This window comes from Streptomyces sp. NRRL S-455 (assembly GCF_000717875.1).
Lineage (GTDB): Bacteria > Actinomycetota > Actinomycetes > Streptomycetales > Streptomycetaceae > Streptomyces.
In genome coordinates, this window is record NZ_JOCT01000040.1 from 1 (window position 1) to 21,076 (window position 21,076).

Below are 21,076 nucleotides of genomic sequence, written 5' to 3' on the forward strand. Positions count from 1 at the left end.
CACCAGCACCCGCTCCCGCTCGACGGGGTCGAGGGTGTCGAGTCGTCCGACGGGCAGGTCGGCGTCGGAGACCAGCGTCTCCAGGACCCGCACCATCCGGTCCGCCAGTGAACGGACCAGCTCCCCGTCGCATACGTCCGCGCGGTAGTCGAGGCGGAGCTCCAGGGCGGAGTCCCTGGTGTGCGCGACGAGGTTGACGGCGAAGTCCGTGCTCTCGACCGCGTGGAAGCCGGCCACGCGCAGGCCGTCGAGCCGGCGGCTCGTGACGTCGGCGCTCACCGGGTAGTTCTGGAAGACCATGGCGGTGTCGAAGAGTTCGCCGTGTCCGGCCCAGCGCTGGATGTCGGCCAGACCGGCCCACTGGTGGTCCAGGAGGCGGGTCTGTTCGGCCTGCAGGCGGCGGTCCAGGCCGAAGCCGACGCCCAGCGGGGCCGAGTCGACCGGACCGGCGTCCGGGGCGAGCAGGGTGGCCTCGTCGAGGCCGGCGAGGGACCGCTGCCAGGCCTCCCGGGCGGCGTCCCGGTCACGGGCGTCGAGCCAGGTGAGGTAGTCGCGGTACGGACGGACCCGGGGCAGCGCGGAGGGGTCGCCACCGGACGCGTACAGCTCGGTCAGCTCCTGCCAGAGCACTGGCATCGACCAGCCGTCGAGCACGATGTGATGGTTGGTCATCACCAGCCGGACCCGGTCCCCGGACAGGCGTATCGCCGTGAACCGCATCAGGGGCGGGCTCGTCAGGTCGAAGCGGCGCTCCCGGTCCTCGGCGGCGAGCCGGTCGGCCTCCGCGGCCCGCTCGTCCGCGGACAGGCCGGTCAAGTCCGCGTCCCGCCAGGGTAGTTCGACCTCGGCAGGCACCACCTGCACCCATGCGCCCGAGCCGGTCTGCCGGAACCCGGCCCGCAGGTTGGCGTGCCGGCGCAGCAGGGCCTGCGCCGCGGCGCGCATCCGGGCACCGTCGAACGTGCCCTCCAGGTCGAAGGCGAGCTGGCCCACGTAGACGTCACGGGCGTTCTCGTCGTACAGGTTGAGGAAGAGGAAGCCCTCCTGGAGGGGAGCGAGCGGCAGGATGTCCTGGGCCGCGGGGACGAGGCGCTCCAAGCGCTCGATCTCGCCCTGGTCGAGCGCTCCGTGCGTGAGGTCCGACGGGGTCAGCCCGCCGGCGCCGGGGAGGCGTGCCTCTTCGACGAGCTGCTCCAGCGCCCGGAACCAGGCATCGGCCAGACCCCGGGCGTCCTCGGGCTCCAGCTGGGTCCGGGAATAGGTCCATCGGGCCCGCAGCCGGGTACCCGAAGGCGTCTCGCGGGCGACGGCGTTGAGGTCCACGGGGTGGGCCAGCGGCATGGCGCCGTCGATACCCGCTACATCGCCGGCCTCGATGCTCCAGGGCTCCTCGTGGGCGCCGCCCTGACCGAGCTGCCCGAGGTAGTTGAAGCCGAACTCGGGCACCGGGAACTGCGCGAGCGTGGCCCGGGTACGGGGGTTGAGGTAGCGCAGCAGCCCGTAGCCCATTCCGTCGCCGGGTACGGCGCGCAGCTGCTCCTTCACGGCCTTGAGCGCCCGGATCGCCGGCGCGTCGCCGTTGGTGGCGGGGGCGGCCGGCGGTGCGAGCAGGACCGGGTACATGGCGGTGAACCAGCCCGCGGTTCGGCTGAGTTCGGCGCCCGGCACGGTGTCCTCGTGGCGTCCGTGGCTCTCCAGGTCGACCACGACGGGCGCGTCGGGGTTCTCACCGCGGACACGCCGCCACTCGGTGACGGCGAGCGCGAAGGTGCTCAGGAGGACGTCGTTGATCGTCGCGTGGCAGACGCCGGGAACCCAGGTGAGCAGGGCCTCGGTGATGTCCGCGTCGAGTTCGGCGGTGATCTCGCCCGCGCTCGCATGGGTGTCCCGCGTGCGGTCCAGGCGCAGTGTGCGCGGGGTGTCGCCGAGCACCGAACGCCAGTGGTCGAGCTCCGCCTCGATGCGCGGTTCCTCGGCGATGTCCGCGAGGGACAGCGCCCACCGCCGCCACGGCGTGTCCACCGGGGCGAGCGGGTCGCCGGCGAAGGCGGCGGCCAGGTCGGGTATGAGGATGCGCCAGGTGACGCCGTCCATGACCAGGTGGTTGGCGACGAGCACGAGCAGTCCGTCCCGGTCGGCACCCCGGTCGAGCCAGACGGCCTGGAGCATACGGCCGTCCGCCGGGGCCAGCCGCGAACGGGCCGCACGTGCCTGCTCGGTGACCGCGGACCGGACGCCGGACTCGTCGAGGCCCATGGCGTTGTACCGGATCAGGCAGTCGGCCACGGCCACGGAACCCGGTTCCGGAACCTGGATCGTCCAGTCGTCGGCCACCCGCATGCGCAGGGCGTCGTGGTGGTCGAGCACGGTCAGCAGAGCGGCGCCGAGCGCGTCGAAGTCGAGGGCGGCGGGCACGCGGAGCACCAGGGACTGGTTGAACTCGGCCACGTCGGAGCCGAGTTCGGCGAACCATCCCATCATCGGCGTGCGGGGGGCCGGGCCGTGGGCCGGGATGTCGGCGCCCTGCTGCCGGGCGTGGTCCGTGCCGGGTCCGGCTGTGGCCGACTCGGCGAGCAGCGCGGGCGTCTGGTGTTCGAAGACGTCGCGCACCGACAGGACAAGACCTGCCGCGCGGGCCCGGCCGACGAGCTGGATGGAGAGGATGCTGTCCCCGCCGAGGTCGAAGAAGCCGTCGTCGATCCCGACGGACTCCGCCCCGAGGACGTCGGCGAACAGCTCGGACAGCAACTGCTCCCGCGGGTTGCGGGCGGTGCGCCCCGACGTCCGCGCGGAGTAGTCGGGGGCGGGCAGCGCCTTGCGGTCCAGCTTGCCGTTGATCGTCAGCGGCAGGGCGTCCAGGGCGACGAACGCGGTCGGGATCATGTGGTCGGGCAGGGTCTCGCGCAGTTCGGCGCGGAGCGCGGCGGCGTCCAGGGTGTGACCGTGCTCGGGTACGACGTACGCCACGAGCCGCCGGTCGCCCGGCCGGTCCTCCCGCACGATCACGGCCGCCCGCGCCAGGTGGGGGCGCTCGGTGATGACCGTCTCGATCTCGGTCGGCTCGATCCGCAGGCCGCGGATCTTGACCTGGGTGTCGACCCGCCCCAGGTACTCCAGCTCGCCGGTCGGCAGCCAGCGCACCAGGTCACCCGTCCGGTACAGCCGGGTGCCGGGCGCCCCGAACGGGTTGGCGACGAACCGCTCCGCGGAGAGGGCGGGGCGGTCGTGGTAGCCGCGGGCCAGGTGCGGCCCGGCCGCGTAGAGCTCGCCGGGGACACCGGGGGCGACCGGGCGCAGCGCGGCGTCCAGCACGTACACCGCGGTGTTGGTGACGGGGGAGCCGATGGGCGGGGTGAAGGGACCGGACAGCGGACCGCTCATCGTCGAGCAGACCGTGGTCTCCGTGGGGCCGTAGGAGTTGAGCATCGTACGGCCGCCGGACCAGCGCTCCACCAGCTCGGGCGGGATCGTCTCCGCGCCCACGACGAGGGTGAGCCCGTCGGGCAGCGAGCCCTCGGGCAGGAGCCCCAGGACGGAGGTCGTCAGACTGAGATGGGTCGCCGCGTACCGGGTCGCCAGCTCGGCCAGTTCGGGCCCCGGCGTGGTCTCCTGGGGCGCGACGACGAGGGCGGCGCCGGTGAGCAGAGCCATCGCCAGCTCCCAGAACGACGCGTCGAAGCTCGGGGAGAGGTGCTGCAGGATCCTGCTGTCCGGCCCGGCCGCGCAGTCGCGGGTGAAGATGTCGACCAGGCCGGGCAGACCGGTGTGGGTGACGACGACACCCTTGGGCCGGCCCGTGGTGCCGGAGGTGTAGATCATGTACGCCGGGTGTTCGGGGCGCAGCGGCGTCGGCCGCTCCGCGTCGGTGACGTCGTGCGAGGGCAGTCCGGTGACGGCCGCCGCGGTCTCGGCGCTGTCGATCAGGAGAAGTGGTGCGGCCGTGTCCGGGAGCCCGGCGGCGCCGGCCGACGTGGTGACGACGAGCGTGGGCGCGGCGTCCGCGACGAGATGGGCGATCCGCTCGGCCGGGTACGCCGGGTCGACGGGCAGATAGGCCGCGCCCGCCTTGAAGGCGGCGAGCGCCGAGACGACCAGGTCGGCCGAGCGCGGCAGGGCCATCGCCACGAACTCCTCGGGGCCCGCGCCCCGTTCGAGGAAGTGGCGGGCGAGCCGGTTCGCCCGCGCGTTGAGCTCGCCGTACGACAGGGTCTGCCCGTCGAACTCGACCGCGATGCGCTCCGGCGCCTCGGCGGCATGGCCCTCGACATACTCGGCGAAGGTCCGGCCGACCGGCTCGCGCGCCGTGTCGTTCCACTCGACCAGGACGCGGTCCAGCTCCTGGCGGCTGAGGACGTCGACGTCACCGATGCGTCGCCCGGGGTCGTTGACCAGGGTGTCGAGGAGCCGCAGGAAACGGTCCACCAGCGCGCTGACCGTGCCCTCGTCGAAGAGGTCGCTGCTGTACTCGGCCGCGCCGAACAGCCCGGCGGGAGCGCCCTCGGCGTCGCGGTGCTCGGCGATCTCGAAGGCCAGGTCGAGCTTGGAGATCCCGGTGGCGACGGGCAGCAGCGTCACGCCGAGGCCGGTCGCGGCCAGCGCGGCGAGCGCGTCCTGCTGGGTGGTGTCCAGGCTCAACAGCACCTGGAACAGCGGGTTGTGGGAGAGCGACCTGGTCGGACTGAGGACATCCACCAGGTGCTCGAAGGGCAGCTCCTGGTGGTCGTAGGCGGTCAGGTCGGTGGCCCGCACCCGGTCGAGCAGCTCGCGGAAGGTGGGGTTGCCGCTGGTGTCGGTGCGCAGCACCAGGGTGTTGACGAAGAAGCCGACGACCTGGTCGAGGGCGTCGTCGGTCCGTCCCGCAACCGGCGTGCCGACGGGGATGTCGTCACCGGCGCCCATCCGGGACAGCAGGGCGGCCAGCGCCGCCTGGAGCACCATGAAGACGCTGGTGCGCGATTCCCTGGCCAGCTCCACCACACCCACGTGGAGCGGGGCGGGGACGGTCAGCGGAACACGGGCGCCGCGGTGCGAGGCGACGGCCGGGAGCGGCCGGTCCGCGGGCAGTTCGAGCCGGTCGGGCAGACCAGCCAGGGCCTGCTTCCAGTGGGCGAGTTGGCGGCCGGCCGGGCTGGTGGCGTCGGATGCGTCCCCGAGGGACGCGCGCTGCCACAGCGCGAAGTCCGCGTACTGCACGGGCAGGGGTGTGAAGTCGGGTGCGCGACCGGCCGAGCGGGCCGTGTACGCCGTGGCGAGGTCGTGGATCAGTGGGCCGAGGGACCAGCCGTCACCGGCGATGTGATGGACCATCAGCAGCAGTACGTGCTCGTCGCCGGAGAGCCGGAACAGCTCCGCCTTCACCGGGATGTCGGTCCGCAGGTCGAAGCAGTGCCGGGCGGACTCCTCGAGGAGCCGGCCGAGTCGCTCCTCGACGGTGTCGGTCAGCGGCAGCACGAAGCGCACGCGAGCGGCGTCGAGTACGGTCTGCCGGGCGCCCTGCTCGTCCTCGGTGAAGACGGTCCGCAGGCTTTCGTGGCGGGTGATGACGTCCTGGAAGGCCGCGCGCAGCGCCTCCGGGTCGAGCCCGCCGGTCAGCCGCAGCGCACCGGTGATGTTGTAGGTCGGTGAGGGGCCTTCGAGCTGGTGCAGGAACCACAGCCGCTGCTGGGCGTACGACAGCGGCAGCCGCTCGGGGCGCTCGCCGGCCGTCAGCGCTGTCCTGGCGTGCTCCGCCCGGTCCAGTACCGCGGAGAGCCCGGCGACGGTGGGCGTCTCGAAGAGCTGCCGCACGGACAGCTCCACGCCCAGGGTGCTGCGGATGCGGCCGGCCAGCCTGGTGGCGAGCAGGGAGTGGCCGCCGAGGTCGAAGAAGTTGTCGTCGATGGTCAGGCGGGGAACCCCGAGCACCTCGACGAAGAGGGAGCACAGGATCTCCTCGCGCGGCCCGCGCGGAGCGCGTCCCGTGACCTGCCCGGAGTGGGCGGGGGCGGGCAGCGCCTTGTGGTCGAGCTTGCCGTTGGGCGTCAACGGCAGGGCGTCCAGGGTGACGAACGCCGAGGGCAGCATGTAGTCCGGCAGCTGGGCGGCGGCATGGTCGTGGAGCGCGCGGGCACTCACGTCAGCACCGGTCACCACGTACGCGACGAGCCGCAGATCGCCCGGGACGTCCTCACGAGGCACCACGGTCACGTCGTCGACCGAGGAGTGGGCCGCGAGCACGGCCTCGATCTCGCCGAGCTCGATCCGGAAGCCGCGGATCTTCACCTGCTGGTCGGCGCGCCCCAGGTAGTCGAGGCCGCCGTCGCTCCGGCGCCGGGCCAGGTCGCCCGTGCGGTACATCCGGGTGCCCGTCTCGCCGAAGCGCGCGGCGTACGGGTCGGCGGGGAAGCGGTCCGCGGTGAGGCCCGGGCGTCCCAGGTAGCCGCGGGCGAGACCGGCCCCGGCGACGTACATCTCCCCGGTTACGCCGGGCGCGACGGGGCGCAGCCGGTCGTCGAGGACGTAGACCCGCAGGTCGGGGATGTTGACGCCGATGGTGCTCGCCGAGGCGGCGGAAGCGGTGGCCCGGTCCAGCGCGAAGTGGGAGACGTGGACGGTGGTTTCGGTGATGCCGTACATGTTGACCAGGACCGGGGCGTCCTCGGCGTGCCGCTCGTACCAGTCCGCGAGGCGCGACAGGTCGAGTGCCTCGCCGCCGAACACCACGTAGCGCAGGGCGAGTTCGGGCCGCTGCTCACGGTCGGCCGCCGCCAGCTGGTAGAACGCCGAGGGCGTCTGGTTCAGGACGGTGACCCGCTCCTGTTCGAGCAAGGTCAGGAACGCGGCGGGGTCCCGGCTGACGGCGTGCGGTACGACGACGAGCCGGCCGCCGTACAGGAGCGGCCCCCACAGCTCCCAGACGGAGAAGTCGAACGCGTAGGAGTGGAAGAGGGTCCACACGTCCTGCTCGTCGAAGCCGAACCAGTGCTCGGTGGCGGAGAAGAGCCGCACGACGTTCTGGTGCGGCACGGCCACGCCCTTGGGCCGCCCCGTCGAGCCCGAGGTGTAGATGACGTACGCGGTGTCCCGTGGGTCGAGCGGCCTGACCCGTTCGCTCTGGGCGAGGTCGTCCGAGCGGTACGCGCCGTCGCCGTCCGTTCCCGCGAGGTCGCCGAGGACGATGCGGGGCACCTCGTGGGCGGGCAGCCGCCCGGCGGTGTCGCCGTCGGTGAGCAGCACCGCGGGCGCCGCGTCGGACAGCGCGTAGGCGAGCCGGTCGGCCGGATAGCCGGGGTCGAGCGGCACATAGGCGGCACCCGACTTGACCACGGCGAGCAGCGCCACGACCAGTTCCGCCGAGCGGGGCAGTGCGAGCGCGACCAGCGCGTCGGGCCCGATCCCGCGGGCGACGAGCAGCCGGGCGAGGCGGTTGGCCCGCGAGTTGAGCTCGCCGTACGAGAGGGAGGTGCCCTCGAAGGTCAGCGCCGTGCGGTCGGCGTGGCGGGCCGCCTGCTGCTCGAAGAGCTCCGGCAGCGTGGCCGCGACGGGCGCGGGGGACTCGCCGGGAGCGGCGGAGGAGCCCGGCAGGTTGGCCGCCACGAGCAGCTCGTGGTGTTCGCCGGGGACGAGGACGTCGACGTCGCCCAGGCGCGCGTCGGGCTCCGCGACGATCTCCGTGAGGAGCCGCACCAGCCGCTCGGTGAGGGCGCGGACGGTTCCGGCGTCGAACAGCTCCGTGCTGAACTCCACCGCGAGGTTCAGCCCGGCCGGTTCGCCCTGGGCGTCGCGGTTCTCGTCGAAGGCGAACACGAGGTCGAACCTGGACAGACCGGTGTGCACGGGCATGAGCGTCGCGCAGAGGCCGGGCAGCCGGTCCAGCTCGCCCAGGGCGTCCTGCTGGGTGGTGTCGAAGGTCAGCGCCACCTGGAACAGCGGGTGGTGGGACGTGCTGCGGTCCGGGTTGAGCGCCTCGACGAGCCGCTCGAAGGGCACGTCCTGGTGGGCGTAGGCGGCCAGGTCGCTGGCGCGGACCCGGCCGAGGAGCTCGCGGAAGGTCGGGTCGCCGCTGGTGTCCGTGCGCAGCACGAGCGTGTTGACGAAGAAGCCGATCAGGTTCTCCACGGCCGCGTCGGTACGCCCCGCGATGGTGGAGCCGATCGGTACGTCCTCACCCGCGCCGAGCCGTGTCAGGAGCCCGGCGAGCGCGGCCTGGAGCACCATGAACACGCTGGTCCGGGTCTCGGTGGCCAGCCCGGCCAGCGAGCGGTGCAGGTCGGCGGGCACGGTCAGGTCGAGCCGGTCCCCGGCGTTGTCCCGCCGTGCGGGACGCGGCCGGTCGGTGGGCAGTTCGAGCCGCTCCGGCAGGCCGGCCAGGGCCTGTCGCCAGTGCGCGAGCTGCCGGGCGCCCTCGCTCTCGCTGTCCTCATCGGCGCCGAGGAGTTCGTGCTGCCAGAGCGTGTAGTCGGCGTACTGCACCGGCAGCGGCGCCCACTCGGGGGCCGCGCCGCCGAGCCGGGCGGCGTAGGCGGTCCCCAGATCACGGGCGAGCGGGGCCAGCGACCAGCCGTCCCCGGCGATGTGGTGCAGCACCAGCAGCAGCACGTGCTCGTCCGGCGCCACCCGCAACAGCGCGGTGCGCAACGGCACTTCACCGGTGATGTCGAACGGATGGCGGGCCACCCGGGCGATGTCCTCGGTCAGCCGCTCCGCGTCGCTGTCGACGATCTCCAGGCGGGGCGCCGCCTGCTTCGGGGGCAGGATCACCTGGTGCGGGCCGTGCTCGTCCTCCGCGAACACGGTGCGCAGGCTCTCGTGCCGGGCGACCACGTCACCGATCGCCGCCGCCAGGGCGGCGCCGTCCACCCGGCCGGTAAGCCGCAGCGCGGCCGGGATGTTGTACAGCGGTGACGGGCCCTCGAACTGGTGGATGAACCACAGGCGTCGCTGGGCGAAGGAGAGCGGAAGGCGGTCGGGCCGCTGCCGGGCGGCGACCGCCGTACGGGCCCGGCCGGTCTCGTCGAGCGCCACGGCGAGCTCCGCCACGCTCGGCGACTCGAAGACCCGCTGGATCGACAGCTCCGCCCCGAGGGCGGTGCGGATGCGGCTGATCAGCTGCGTCGCGAGCAGCGAGTGGCCGCCCAGCTCGAAGAAGCCGTCGTCGACGCCGACCGTGTCCACCCCGAGGACCTCGGCGAACAGCGTGCACAGCAGCTCCTCGCGCGGGGTGCGCGGGGCCCGCCCGCCGGACCGCTCCGTGCGGTCGGGGACGGGCAGGGCCCTGCGGTCGAGCTTGCCGTTCGGGGTGACCGGCAGTTCCGGCAGGCTGACGTACGCCGAGGGGACCATGTAGTCGGGCAGCAGCTCGCGCAGCCGGGCGATGAGTGCCGCGGAGCCGGGCCCGGTGTCGCCCGAGGGAACGGTGTAGGCGACGAGGCGCTGGTCGCCGGGCCGGTCCTCGCGCAGCACCACCGCGGCCTGGCCGACCTCCGGCTGCCGGACGAGGGCGGCCTCGATCTCGCCGAGTTCGATGCGGAAGCCGCGCAGCTTGACCTGCTGGTCGGCGCGGCCGAGGTAGTCGAGGCTGCCGTCGTGGTTCCAGCGTGCGAGGTCGCCCGTGCGGTACATCCGGCTGCCCGGCCCGCCGTGCGGGTCGGCGGTGAAGCGCTCGGCACTGAGGCCGGGGCGGCCCAGGTAGCCGCGGGCGAGCTGGACACCGGCGATGTAGAGCTCGCCGGGCACGCCCGCGGGCACCGGGCGCAGCGCGGCGTCGAGCACCTGCATCCGGGTGTTCCACACCGGGCGGCCGATCGGCACCGGGCCGGTGCCCGAGTCCTCGGCGCACGGCCAGTACGTCACGTCGACGGCGGCCTCCGTGGGCCCGTACAGGTTGTGCAGCGGGACGTCCGACATGGCCTGGAACCGTGTGCGCAGCTCGGCCGAGAGAGCCTCGCCGCTGCAGAAGACCCGGCGCAGACCCGGCAGTGCGGCCGCGGCGGGCTCACGCAGGAACACGTCGAGCATCGACGGCACGAAGTGGAGGGTGGTGATGCCCTCGCGGCGGATGACGTCGGCCAGATAGGCCGGGTCCAGATGGCCCTCGGGCCGCGCGACGACCAGGGTGGCGCCCTGGATGAGGGGCCAGAAGAACTCCCACACGGACACGTCGAAGCCGGACGGGGTCTTCTGCAGCACCCGGTCGGAAGGATCGAGGCCGTAGGTGTGCTGCATCCAGGCCAGGCGGTTGACGATCGACCGGTGGGAGATCACCACACCCTTGGGCCGGCCGGTGGACCCGGACGTGTAGATGACGTAGGCGGGGTGCCGCGGATCGAGCGCCGGCGCCGGTGCCGCCCCGGCGGACTCCGGGGCGCGGGCCGGTCCGTCGAGGACCAGCCGGGGGGTGCCGTCGTCCGGCAGCCGCTCCTCGGTGTCCGTCGTGGTCAGGACGAGCATGGCGCCCGCGTCGTGCAGGATGTGCGCGATGCGGTCCGCCGGATAGCCGGGGTCGACGGGGACGTACGCCGCGCCCGACTTCAGCACGGCGAGCAGGGCGACGACGAGTTCCGTCGACCGGGGGACGGCGACCGCGACGAAGCGCTCCGGGCCGGCTCCGCGGGCGACCAGGTTCCTGGCCAGCTCCTCGGCGCGGCCGTCCAGTTCGGCGTACGTCAGAGAGCGTCCCTCGTATGCGACGGCCTCGTGGTCCGGGGTGCGGGCGGCCTGCGCGGCGAGCAGCCCGGGCAACGTCGCGTCGGGCACCTCGCGCGCGGTGTCGTTCCACTCCGTGAGGACGCGGTGCCGTTCGTCCGGCGTGAGCAGGGCGGCCTGGTCCAGGGGTGCGGTGGGGTCGGCCGCCAGGTCTTCCAGGAACCGGACGAAGCGCTCCTGGAGGGAGGCCAGGTCCCGCGCGTCGTACACCTGCGGGTTGCCCTCGAAGTCGACGCGGAGCCCGGAGTCGGGGGTGCCGGTCAGGACGAAGTTGAGGTCGGTCGTCGGGCCGGAACTGATGCTGCGCATCACGCCGAGCGGGCCGCCGAAGTCGACGGGGCTGTAGGGCATGACGTTGACCGTCGGGGCGAGCACGCCCGAGCCGCCGAGTTCGCGGTTGAGGTCCTCGCCGCGGTACCGGCTGTGCGCCATGAGCCCGCGCAGCGCGTCGGACACGGTCTCGATCAGCTGGGCGAAGGTCTGGCCCGGGCGCACGGTCAGCCGCAGCGGCAGCCGGTTGGAGACCATGCCGGGCGTGGTGCGTCCGTTGGCGCCGTACCGGCCCGTGACCGGCACGGACAGCACGATGTCCTGAGCGCCCGTCATCCGGTGCAGGAAGGCGCCCACGCCCGCGATCACCACGCGCGCCCAGGCGGAGCCGGTCGCCCCGGCGGCCCGCTCCAGGACAGCCGTGCGCTCCGGGCCGAGGGCGAGGCTCGCCACGGTGGGCGCCAGGACGAGCCCGCTGGCGCGGCCGGTCAGCGAGACGGGTTCGGGACGGTCGGCGAACAGTTCGGTCCAGTAGGCGCGGTCCTTGGCGTGCCGGGCGGAGGCGCGGTAGGTCTCCTCGGTGGCGACCAGCTGGTCCATGTCGCCGAAGGAGCAGGGCGGTGCGTCACGCCCCTCCGTCAGCGCCCGGTACACCTCGGCGAGCCGCTCGTAGAACAGGGACATGCTGGTGCCGTCGATCACGATGTGATGGACGCCCAGGTAGTACAGGTGCCGGCCGGAGCCGAGCGTGAACAGCGCGTGGCTGCTGAGGCCGGGCCGGTCGAGCGCCACCGGTTCCGCGCGGTCCTGCTCCATCCAGCGGATCGCCTCGGCCTGCGGGTCCTCGTGCCCGGTGAGGTCGAAGTGCCGCAGCAGCACCGGGGTGTACGGCACGCCGTCCGGGCCCTCGGTCTCGTCCGAGCCCTCCGGGGCGAGCGGGCAGTACGCGCGGTACGGGCGTCCCTGCTCGTCGGTGAGGAAGCGGGAGCAGAGGGTCTCCGTCTCGGCCACGGTGTGCCGCAGGGCCGCGCTCAGTACGGCGTGGTCCAGCGGGCCGTCGATCTCCAGACAGGAGCCGGTCTTGTAGTGCGCGCCGCGCGGGTCCAGCTGCTGCGCGAGCCACACCTCGTGCTGCGCACTGGTCAGGCCGTGCCGAATGGACGAGAGCTCAGACACCTGTCTCCTCACAATCTTCCGCCGGAACCCCCGGCCTTTTCATGCCGCGCAGAAAAATAATCGAGGTGCCGCTTGAGTGACATTAAATTAAGGGCGAACTGGGACGCTAGCAAGGCTGCAAGGAGATGGTCAACATACTTATCCGGGAGGATAACCGCAGGTAGGGAGCTTGATATCCAGCTGATAGCGAGGGTATACGAGCGATTTGTAGAGTGTAGACACGTGCATTTCCTTTCCTGATCGAGAATTCCGGGAGCTGTCTTTCCTTCGGTGCTCCCGCGTTTCTCCCGTTCTTTTCATTGGAGAGCCGCCATGCCGCCAAGTGCCATTGCGTACGCCGAGCTGTACGTCACGGACGACCGGGATGCCTCCGGCTTCCTCATCGACAGCCTCGGCTTCGTGCCCCTGGCCGTGGCGGGCCCCGCCACCGGCACCCACGACCGCAGGTCCACCGTGCTGCGCAGCGGGGAGGTCACCCTCGTGGTCACCCAGGCGCTGCGGCCGGGAACCGCTGTCGCCCGGCACGTCGAGGAGCACGGCGACTCCATCGCCGACCTCGCGTTCAGCTGTGACGACGTCCAGTCCTGCTTCGACCGGGCCGTCCTCGCGGGCGCCGCCGCGCTGCAGCAGCCGACCCCGTCGCTCCTGCCCGGCCAGGACACCTTCTTCGCCGCCGTCTCCGGGTTCGGGGACGTCCGGCACACCCTGATCGCCGCGACCGGCGACCGGACGGGGCAGCTGCCGCCCGACCGGGACTGGGCGCTCCTGCCGGCCGCCACGGACCCCGCGGTGTCCCGGCCGGTCCTCGACCACGTCGCGATCTGCCTCGAAGCCGGCACCCTGCGCCGCACCGCCGAGTTCTACGAGGCCGCCTTCGACATGCCGTTCTACTCGTCCGAGTACATCGAGGTGGGCGACCAGGCGATGGACTCCATCGTGGTGCGCAACGCCGAGGGCGGCATCACCTTCACCCTCATCGAGCCCGACGACACGCGGGTGCCGGGGCAGATCAACCAGTTCCTGAACGCCCACAACGGTCCGGGAGTCCAGCACCTGGCCTTCCTCGTGGACGACATCGTCGGTTCGGTCCGCGCGCTCGGCGACCGCGGCGTGGCCTTCCTGCGCACCCCCGGCGCCTACTACGACCTTCTCACCGAGCGCGTCAGCGACATGGCCGACGCCATCGCCGACCTGCGCGAGACCAACGTCCTCGCGGACCACGACGAGTGGGGCTACCTGCTGCAGATCTTCACCCGCTCGCCCTACCCGCGCGGCACCCTCTTCTACGAGTACATCCAGCGCAACGGCGCGCGCGGTTTCGGCAGTTCGAACATCAAGGCGCTGTACGAGGCCGTCGAGAGGGAGCGGGAAGTGGCCGGTCGATGACGTCCGTCACCGAGCGGGAGCCGCTCACGCTCGACGACTTCGCCGAGTGCGCACGTCGCGAACTTCCGCCCGAGGTCTGGGACTTCATTGCCGGTGGCGCGGGCCGGGAGCGGACGCTGGCCGCCAATGAGACCGCCTTCGACGCCGTGCGGCTGCGCCCCAGGGCGCTGCCCGGCATCGAGGAACCGGACACCTCCGTCAAGGTGTTCGGCTCCCGCTGGGCGGCGCCCGTCGGGATCGCACCCGTGGCCTACCACTCACTCGTCCACCCGGACGGCGAGACGGGAACGGCCGCCGCCGCGGGCCGGCTCGGACTCCCGCTCGTCGTCAGCACCTTCGCGGGCCGGACCCTCGAAGAGGTGGCCGACGCGGCCCACGGCCCGCTGTGGCTCCAGCTGTACTGCTTCCGCGACGCCGAGACCACGTTCGGCCTGGCCCGTCGCGCGCGCGACAGCGGCTACCAGGCCCTGGTGCTCACCGTCGACACCCCCTTCACCGGCCGCAGGCTGCGCGACCTGCGCAACGGCTTCGCGGTCCCCGCCCATGTGACCCCGGCCAACCTGGCCGGGTCGGCCGCCGCGGGGAGCGCCACCCCCGGAGCGCACAGCAGGCTGGCCTTCGACCGCTCGCTCGACTGGTCCGCCGTGGCCCGGCTGCGGGACCTGAGCGGGCTGCCCGTACTCGCCAAGGGCGTCCTCACCGCGCGGGACGCCGAGGCGGCGGTGGCGGCGGGCGTCGCGGGCATCATCGTCTCCAACCACGGCGGCCGCCAACTCGACGGCGTCCAGGCCAGTGTGGAGGCGCTGCCCGAGGTGGTGTCCGCCGTGCGCGGCCGCTGCCCCGTCCTCCTCGACGGCGGTATCCGCTCCGGCGCCGACGTCCTGGTCGCGCTGGCCCTCGGCGCCCGCGCCGTGTTCGTCGGCCGGCCCGCTTTGTATGCCCTGGCCGCAGGCGGCAGCGAGGGCGTGCGCCGGATGCTCACCCTGCTGATCGAGGAGTTCGCCGACACCATGGTGCTCACCGGCCACGCCTCGCCCGGCACGATCGACGCGGACACCGTGATCCTGCCGGGACACAGCCACCCGACCACCGAGAACCCGGCGCCGCACACCGTGCCGTACGCCGTGCCGTTCACAGACAGGAGCCCCGGATGACGACCACGTCAGGGAGCACGGACCGGACAGGCGTCCTGCCGCGGACCGCGCTGCACGCCAGCCTGTCCGCGCCGCTGCTCGACACGATGACCTTCCTCAACGAGGTCACCCTCCGCCATCCGCAGGCGATCTCCTTCGCCCCGGGGCGGCCGTACGAAGGCGACTTCGACGTCGCGCGCGTACCCGGACTCATCGAGACCTACCTCGACCACCTGCGCGAGCAGGGCCACTCCGAGGAACGCGTGCGCACGGCGCTCTACCAGTACGGCGAGACCGCGGGACAGATCCGGGACATCGTCGCCCGCATGCTCGACATCGACGAGGACATGACGGTGGACCCCGCGTCCGTGGTGGTGACGGTCGGCTGCCAGGAAGCCGTCCTGCTCACGCTCCGCGCGCTGTTCACGGGCCCCGACGACGTGCTCCTCGTCGACAGTCCCTCGTACGTCGGCGTCACCGGCGCGGCCGCCCTGCTCGGGATCCCCGTCGTCGCGGTGCCCGGCACCCCGCACGGGCCGAGTCCGGAGGGAATCGAGCGCGCCGTACGGGAGATCGAGGCGAGCGGCCGGCGCGCCAGATGTCTGTACGTGGTGCCCGACTGCTCCAACCCCACGGGCGTGAGCATGCGCCGTGAGGCCCGTACGGCCCTGCTCGACGCCGCGGACCGGCTCGGACTGCTGCTCCTGGAGGACAACCCCTACGGTGTGTTCAGCACGGTGCGGCGGCCGACGCTCAAGTCCCTCGACACCCACCGGCGCGTCATCTACCTGGGCTCCTTCGCGAAGACCGCCTTCCCGGGCGCGCGCGTCGGGTTCGTGGTCGCCGACCAGCTGGTCGAGAGCGCGGACGGCCGGGCACCGGGGCTGCTCGCCGATGAACTGGCCAAGGTCAAGAGCATGGTCACCGTCAACACCTCCAGCCTGAGCCAGGCAGCGGTCGCCGGACTGCTCCTGCAGAACGGCGGCGGGCTACGGGCGGCGAACGAGGCCGCGGCACGCCACTACCAGGCCACCATGAGGTGCCTGCGGGAGTCCCTCGCCGCCGAACTGCCCGCAGGGGCACCGGAGTCGGCGGGTGTGCGGTGGAACGATCCCGACGGCGGGTTCTTCCTGACGCTCGACGTCCCGTTCGCCGCGGACGGGGCCGCGCTGGACATCTCGGCGGAGAAGTACGGCGTCATCTGGACGCCGATGCGCCACTTCCACCTGGACGACGCGGGGGACCGGCAGATCCGGCTCTCCTGCAGTTACCTCACCACCGACCAGGCCACCGAAGGGGCGGCACGGCTGGCCCGCTTCATCAAGGACCAGGCGCGGAACTGAACCCAACCGATGTCACCGGGGGCTGCGCCGCCAGATCTGCGCAGGCCCCCGGCGTATGGCCCTAGTTGCCGAGACCGATGTCCTTCACCAGGCCCGCCTCGTAGGCGATGATCGCCGCCTGCACCCGGTTGCGCACCTCCAACTGGTTGAAGATCGCGCTCACATACGTCTTGATCGTGCCCTCGACCAGGTGTAGCCGCTGGGCGATCTCCGCGTTCGACAGGCCGGCGCCCAGCATCCCCAGGACCTCCTGCTCACGCTTGGTCAGCAGGGTCGTGCGCTCGCCCGAGACCTCCGCGCGGGGCGACGGGGCCCTGCGCAGTTCGGTCATCAGCCGGCGCGCCACCAGCGGGGAGAGGCAGGACCCCCCGGCCGCCACGGCCCGCACCCCGGAGATCAGGTCCCGCGGATCGGACGCCTTGAGCAGGAACCCGGCCACTCCCTGGTCCAGGGCGCGCTCGATGTACTTGTCCTCGCCGAAGGTGGTGAGTATGACCACCCCGGTGTCCGGGTTGGTGGTCCGCAGTTCACCCGCGGCGGTCAGGCCGTCCATCTCGGGCATCCGGATGTCGAGCAACGCCACATCGGGGCGGTGTTTGCGGGCCAGTTCGACCGCCTCACGCCCGTCGGACGCCTCGGCGACCACCTCGATGCCCGGCTCGGTGGTGAGGATGGAGCGAACCCCGGCCCTGATGATGGTCTCGTCGTCGGCGAGCAATACGCGAATCATCCGATCCTTCCCTGGTGGTTTCTGCTCATCGGCCCCGCGGGCGGCCGCCGCCGGGCGTGCTGTGCTCAGAGCGTGTCCTTGGCCACCAGAACATCATCCTGGAAACACAGCCGGTACATCGTGTCGGTGAACTGGAGAGGACTCGCGCCGGCCCGGTAGTACTCGCACGTGGCACCCTGCGGCACCAGAGGTTCCGTGACGACCGGTGGCGGCTTCCTGATCCGCCGCGACGGGAGCGCCGGATCCAGCTCCGCGCGCGTCTCACCGACCCGCATGCGCGCGTAGTCCTCGGGGGAGATCGAGGTCGTCGCCGAGGTGAAGACGTAAAGGCCCGCCAGGAGCGCCACGATGGCCGCACCGAGCAGCGCCGGGATCAGCGCGGCCCGCCGGGCGTCGCGCCGCAGCCGAGCTCTGGTCCGCAGCAGCGCGGCCCGCGACGCGCTCCACCTCGGTGCGGGAGGCGCGGGGACGGCAGGGCCGGGCACCTCTTCCGTGCCGTCCGTTCCGGGGACTTCGCCGTCGGCGGCGCCGGACCGCGGGCGGGTGGCGTCGAGGCCGGGCCCCGCGGCCGCCCTGGACGGCGCCGACGCGGTGTGCGGCAGCCGGGCGTACACCTCGAAACCGCCCGCCCGCGGGCCCGTCCGCAGGGTGCCGCCCGCGAGGCGGACGCGTTCGTCAAGCCCGATCAGTCCGGATCCGCTGCCCGTCGCGGGCGCGCTCCCGCCATGCTCCGGGCGCTCGTTGACGACCGACACCACGGTCTCGCGCCTCCCGTGGGTCACCCGCACGGTGATCGCGGCACCCGGCGCGTGCTTGGCCGCGTTCGTCAGGGACTCCTGCACCACCCGGTACGCCGCGAGATCGGACAGCAGAGGCGGCTTGTCCGCCCTCGGGGGCGCGCCCTCCTCGTGGAAGTCCACCGGCGTGGCCGACTGCTCGAAGCGGCGCACGAGTTGGGCGATCGACTCGTGGGTGGGGGTCAGCGACGGTGTGGGGTCCTCCCGCAGTAGCCCGATCACCTCGTGCAGGCGCTCCGTGGCCATGGTGCACCGCTCCCGCAACTGGCCCACGGAGTCGCGGTGTTGCTCGGAGAGGCCGGGGGCCAGCTCGAGACCGCCGGCGAGCAGGGCCATCACGCTCAGCTCGTGCCCCAGGGAGTCGTGGATGTCCTGCGCGATCCTGGCCCGCTCCTTGAGCCTGGCCTGCTCGGCGATGTAGCGCTGCTTCCACTCCAGTTGCTCGGCGTGCTCCCAGCCGGCGTGCGCCAGCGCGGTGCGCTGACTCCACCAGTTGCCCGCCCACCAGGGCAGGACGCTGGAGGCGAACTCGGTCATCAGCAGGCTCAGCCAGTCCTTGGTGTCGGCCAGGGCACTGGCCAGGAGGAGTCCGGCCACCGCGACACAGAGGAACACCAGGTGCGCGGGCCAGAGCCGGGTCAGTCTGCGGCCCGCCAGGAAGCTCAGCACCGCGGCCGCGATCGCCGGCCACAGGCTCGCGCCGAACCAGGGGTAGAACAGGGCGAGAAGCGTCGCGAGCAGCAGGGACAGCAGCGGCGCCGTGCGCCGCACCACGACCGCGGCCGTGATGGTCAGACAGGCGGCCGCCCAACTGGCCGCCGTGGCCGCGAGTCCCTCCGTGTTGAACGCGGAGGGCGCGAGGAGCACGAGCAGCAGCACCAGATCGCCACGCCTGGCGAGGGGCCGCTCGGAGCCAAGGGCCCGTAGTAATGGTCCGGTTCGTCGGCGCACGGCCTGCCATCGCTGCATTCCAGCACGCTACAAGAGGCACTACGGCCTCCGAACCTGCCGAAAGTCGAATGCGGTCGTTGCCGTTCGCCAGATGTTCCGGGTTCGACGGCTCCCTAGCGTTGTGGACGTGACTTTGGAAGGAGCCACCAGGCGATGATCACTTTGGACCGACTGACCAAGCGGTACGGCGACAAGACGGCCGTCTCGGACCTCTCGTTCGAGATCAACCCGGGGAAGGTCACGGGCTTCCTCGGCCCGAACGGCGCGGGCAAGTCGACCACCATGCGGATGATCGTCGGTCTTGACGCGCCGACGTCGGGACGGGCGCTGGTGGGAGGCAAGCGGTACCAGGAGCTACGGCACCCCCTGCGCGAGGTGGGCGCGCTGCTCGACGCCCGCGCCGGCCATCCGGGCCGGTCGGCCTACCACCACCTGCTCGGACTGGCCCGCAGCAACGGAATCCCGGCCTCCAGGGTCGGCGAGGTCCTGGAGACCGTCGGCCTCACCGAGGTGGCGAAGAAGCGCATCGGCTCCTTCTCCCTCGGCATGGGCCAGCGGCTCGGTATCGCCGTGGCGCTCCTCGGCGATCCCAAGGTGCTGCTCTTCGACGAGCCGGTCAACGGCCTCGACCCGGACGGAGTGCGCTGGGTGCGGGAGTTGATGCGGTCCCTGGCCGCGGAGGGCAGGACGGTCTTCGTGTCCAGCCACCTGATGAGCGAGATGCAGGAGACCGCCGACCACCTGCTGGTCATCGGCCGAGGAAAGATCATCGCCGACGCCCCCATCGAGGAGGTCATCGCGGGCAGCTCGCTCACCGCCGTCCGGGTCCGCACTCCGCAGCCCGACGTGCTCAGGCGGGAACTGCTGCAGTTCGGGATGAGGGTGGAACAGGACGCGACCTCCGAACCCGAGGAACTCCTCGTCGTCGGCGGCACCCTGGAGGAGATCGGCGACCTGGCCTTCAACCATCGTGTCCCCATCCATGAGCTGAGCATGCGCAAGGCCAGCCTGGAACAGGCGTACATGGAACTCACCGCCGCCAGCGTGGAGTACGGCTCGCCCACGCTCTCCCAGGTCACTCATGCTCCTGATCACCAGAAGGCGTAACTGGAAATGACGACAACAACAACCGCCCCCAAGCTCGTAGGCCCCGTCAAAGGCGGCGGATTCAAGGGCGCCGTGGCGTTCGAGTGGACGAAGTTCTGGAGCGTCCGGGCCACCTGGTGGAACCTCGCCGTCGGCCTGCTGCTCACGGTGGGCTTCGCCGCGATCGTCGGCGCGTCGGCCGACGCCAGCGCGAAGAAGGGCGTCGACGTCACCATGCCGGCCCCGCACCACGCGTCGCAGGCTTTCCTGATCTCCCAGTTGACCGTGGTGGTGCTCGCCACCCTCGCGCTCACCAGCGAGTACTCCAGCGGTTCCATCCGCACCACGCTGCAGAGCGTCCCCCTCCGCGGCCGGATGCTCCGGTCCAAGACGCTGGTCGTCATGGCGGTGGTGGTCGCCGCGGGCTTCGTCTTCAGCGTGCTGGCGACTCTGGTCGCCGCGCCCCTGATGGGGGACCACGGCGAGTACACCGGCGGCCAGTTGCTGGAAACCGCGCTCGGCGCCGGGGTGTACCTCGCCCTCCTCGCGGTCATGGCCATCGGTCTCGGCACCATCCTGCGCAGCGCCGCCGGCACCATCACGACCCTCATCATGGTGCTGCTCGCGCTGCCCCAGCTGATGGGCGTCGTCGGCGCCAAGTGGCTGGAGACCGCGTCCGACTACATGCCGAGCGTCGCCGGCACCGTACTGCTGACCCAGGACAGCGACCCCTACGGCGGCGGAACCGCGCTGCTGGTCCTGCTGCTGTGGGCGCTCGCCGCGTACCTGGCAGGCTCCGCCGTCCTGCGCCGACGCGACGCCTAGCGCCGCCCTGCCGGACAGTCCTCGGCAGACCGATCCTCCCCCTCCCCCCAAGGAAAAGAGAAAAAGAGGGGCCGCATGCTCTGCCAGGCATGCGGCCCCTCTGCCGTACCCGGAACAGATCCTGATAACAGCGCGATAAGGGCCTTATAGCGGTCGTCACCAAGGTGGGAGCGCTGGATCCTCACCCCCGCCCTGGAGGCTGTTCCATGCGTCGTCGTACGACCACGACCCTCACGCTCGCCGCCGGATGCGCGCTCGCGCTCGGTGTGGCGGCCGCTCCCGCGTACGCGGCCCCCGCCGACAAGCCGCAGGTGCTCTCCTCCTTCACCCAGACCAGCGCGTCGAGCCAGAACGCGTGGATCGCGGCCCAGCAGAACCAGGCCGCCTGGTCCGCCTACGAGTTCGACTGGTCGACCGACCACTGCACCGCGTCGCCCGACAACCCGTTCGGCTTCCCCTTCCAGACGGCCTGTGCGCGCCACGACTTCGGCTACCGCAACTACAAGGCGGCGGGCCAGTTCGACGCCAACAAGAGCCGCATCGACAGCGCCTTCTACGAGGACATGAAGCGCGTCTGCGTCACCTACACCGGTGAGAAGAACACGGCCTGCAACAGCACGGCCTGGACCTACTACCAGGCCGTCAAGCTGCTCGGCTGACTCGGATCCGCGCGGACCGGCGCCTGGCGGAGCCGGT

General features: G+C 72.1%; 9 protein-coding genes. 6 read left to right on the top strand and 3 right to left on the bottom strand.

The annotated features are described in order from the left end of the window. A partial coding sequence (locus tag IE97_RS0135510) for a non-ribosomal peptide synthetase (RefSeq protein ID WP_051705243.1) occupies positions 1-12,129 on the bottom strand: 12,129 nt, incomplete at its 3' end. Between the two features lie 312 nt (positions 12,130-12,441). Between IE97_RS0135510 and hppD the strand changes: the two genes are divergently transcribed. From hppD to IE97_RS0135525, 3 genes are read left to right on the top strand one after another with little or no spacing between them, the layout of a single operon-like run. Continuing rightward, positions 12,442-13,515, top strand: a complete 1,074-nt coding sequence (gene hppD, locus IE97_RS0135515) for a 4-hydroxyphenylpyruvate dioxygenase (RefSeq protein ID WP_030250589.1) — start codon at positions 12,442-12,444, stop codon at positions 13,513-13,515. Continuing rightward, a complete protein-coding gene (locus IE97_RS0135520; protein WP_030250592.1) occupies positions 13,512-14,669 on the top strand; it encodes an alpha-hydroxy acid oxidase in 1,158 nt (385 codons plus the stop codon). Before hppD ends, IE97_RS0135520 begins: the two co-directional genes overlap by 4 nt. Further along, complete coding sequence (locus tag IE97_RS0135525) at positions 14,666-15,991, top strand: PLP-dependent aminotransferase family protein (RefSeq protein ID WP_030250595.1); 1,326 nt, start codon at positions 14,666-14,668, stop codon at positions 15,989-15,991. The genes IE97_RS0135520 and IE97_RS0135525 overlap by 4 nt, the downstream gene beginning before the upstream one ends. A 61-nt stretch (positions 15,992-16,052) precedes the next feature. Here the strand turns inward: IE97_RS0135525 and absA2 are convergent, their stop codons facing one another. Then, a complete protein-coding gene (gene absA2, locus IE97_RS0135530) occupies positions 16,053-16,721 on the bottom strand; it encodes a two component system response regulator (RefSeq protein ID WP_030250598.1) in 669 nt (222 codons plus the stop codon). 65 nt (positions 16,722-16,786) lie between these two features. Next, entirely contained in the window at positions 16,787-18,487 is a 1,701-nt protein-coding gene (locus IE97_RS0135535) for a sensor histidine kinase (protein WP_030250602.1), read from the bottom strand. A gap of 135 nt (positions 18,488-18,622) precedes the next feature. Between IE97_RS0135535 and IE97_RS0135540 the strand changes: the two genes are divergently transcribed. The 3 genes from IE97_RS0135540 (at position 18,623) to IE97_RS0135550 (ending at position 21,039) form a co-directional block, all read left to right on the top strand. Beyond that, a complete protein-coding gene (locus IE97_RS0135540; protein ID WP_030250605.1) occupies positions 18,623-19,576 on the top strand; it encodes an ABC transporter ATP-binding protein in 954 nt (317 codons plus the stop codon). A gap of 6 nt (positions 19,577-19,582) precedes the next feature. Continuing rightward, on the top strand, positions 19,583-20,380 hold the full coding sequence (locus IE97_RS0135545; RefSeq protein WP_037835965.1) for an ABC transporter permease: 798 nt from the start codon (positions 19,583-19,585) through the stop codon (positions 20,378-20,380). 206 nt (positions 20,381-20,586) lie between these two features. Continuing rightward, a complete protein-coding gene (locus IE97_RS0135550; protein ID WP_030250611.1) occupies positions 20,587-21,039 on the top strand; it encodes a phospholipase in 453 nt (150 codons plus the stop codon). The last annotated feature ends 37 nt before the right edge of the window (positions 21,040-21,076 follow it).

Coding starts and splice junctions, on each gene's coding strand:
- hppD (WP_030250589.1), top strand. CDS start 12,442: ATGCCGCCAAGTGCCATTGCGTACGCCGAGCTGTACGTCACGGACGAC.
- IE97_RS0135520 (WP_030250592.1), top strand. CDS start 13,512: ATGACGTCCGTCACCGAGCGGGAGCCGCTCACGCTCGACGACTTCGCC.
- IE97_RS0135525 (WP_030250595.1), top strand. CDS start 14,666: ATGACGACCACGTCAGGGAGCACGGACCGGACAGGCGTCCTGCCGCGG.
- absA2 (WP_030250598.1), bottom strand. CDS start 16,721: ATGATTCGCGTATTGCTCGCCGACGACGAGACCATCATCAGGGCCGGG.
- IE97_RS0135535 (WP_030250602.1), bottom strand. CDS start 18,487: ATGCAGCGATGGCAGGCCGTGCGCCGACGAACCGGACCATTACTACGG.
- IE97_RS0135540 (WP_030250605.1), top strand. CDS start 18,623: ATGATCACTTTGGACCGACTGACCAAGCGGTACGGCGACAAGACGGCC.
- IE97_RS0135545 (WP_037835965.1), top strand. CDS start 19,583: ATGACGACAACAACAACCGCCCCCAAGCTCGTAGGCCCCGTCAAAGGC.
- IE97_RS0135550 (WP_030250611.1), top strand. CDS start 20,587: ATGCGTCGTCGTACGACCACGACCCTCACGCTCGCCGCCGGATGCGCG.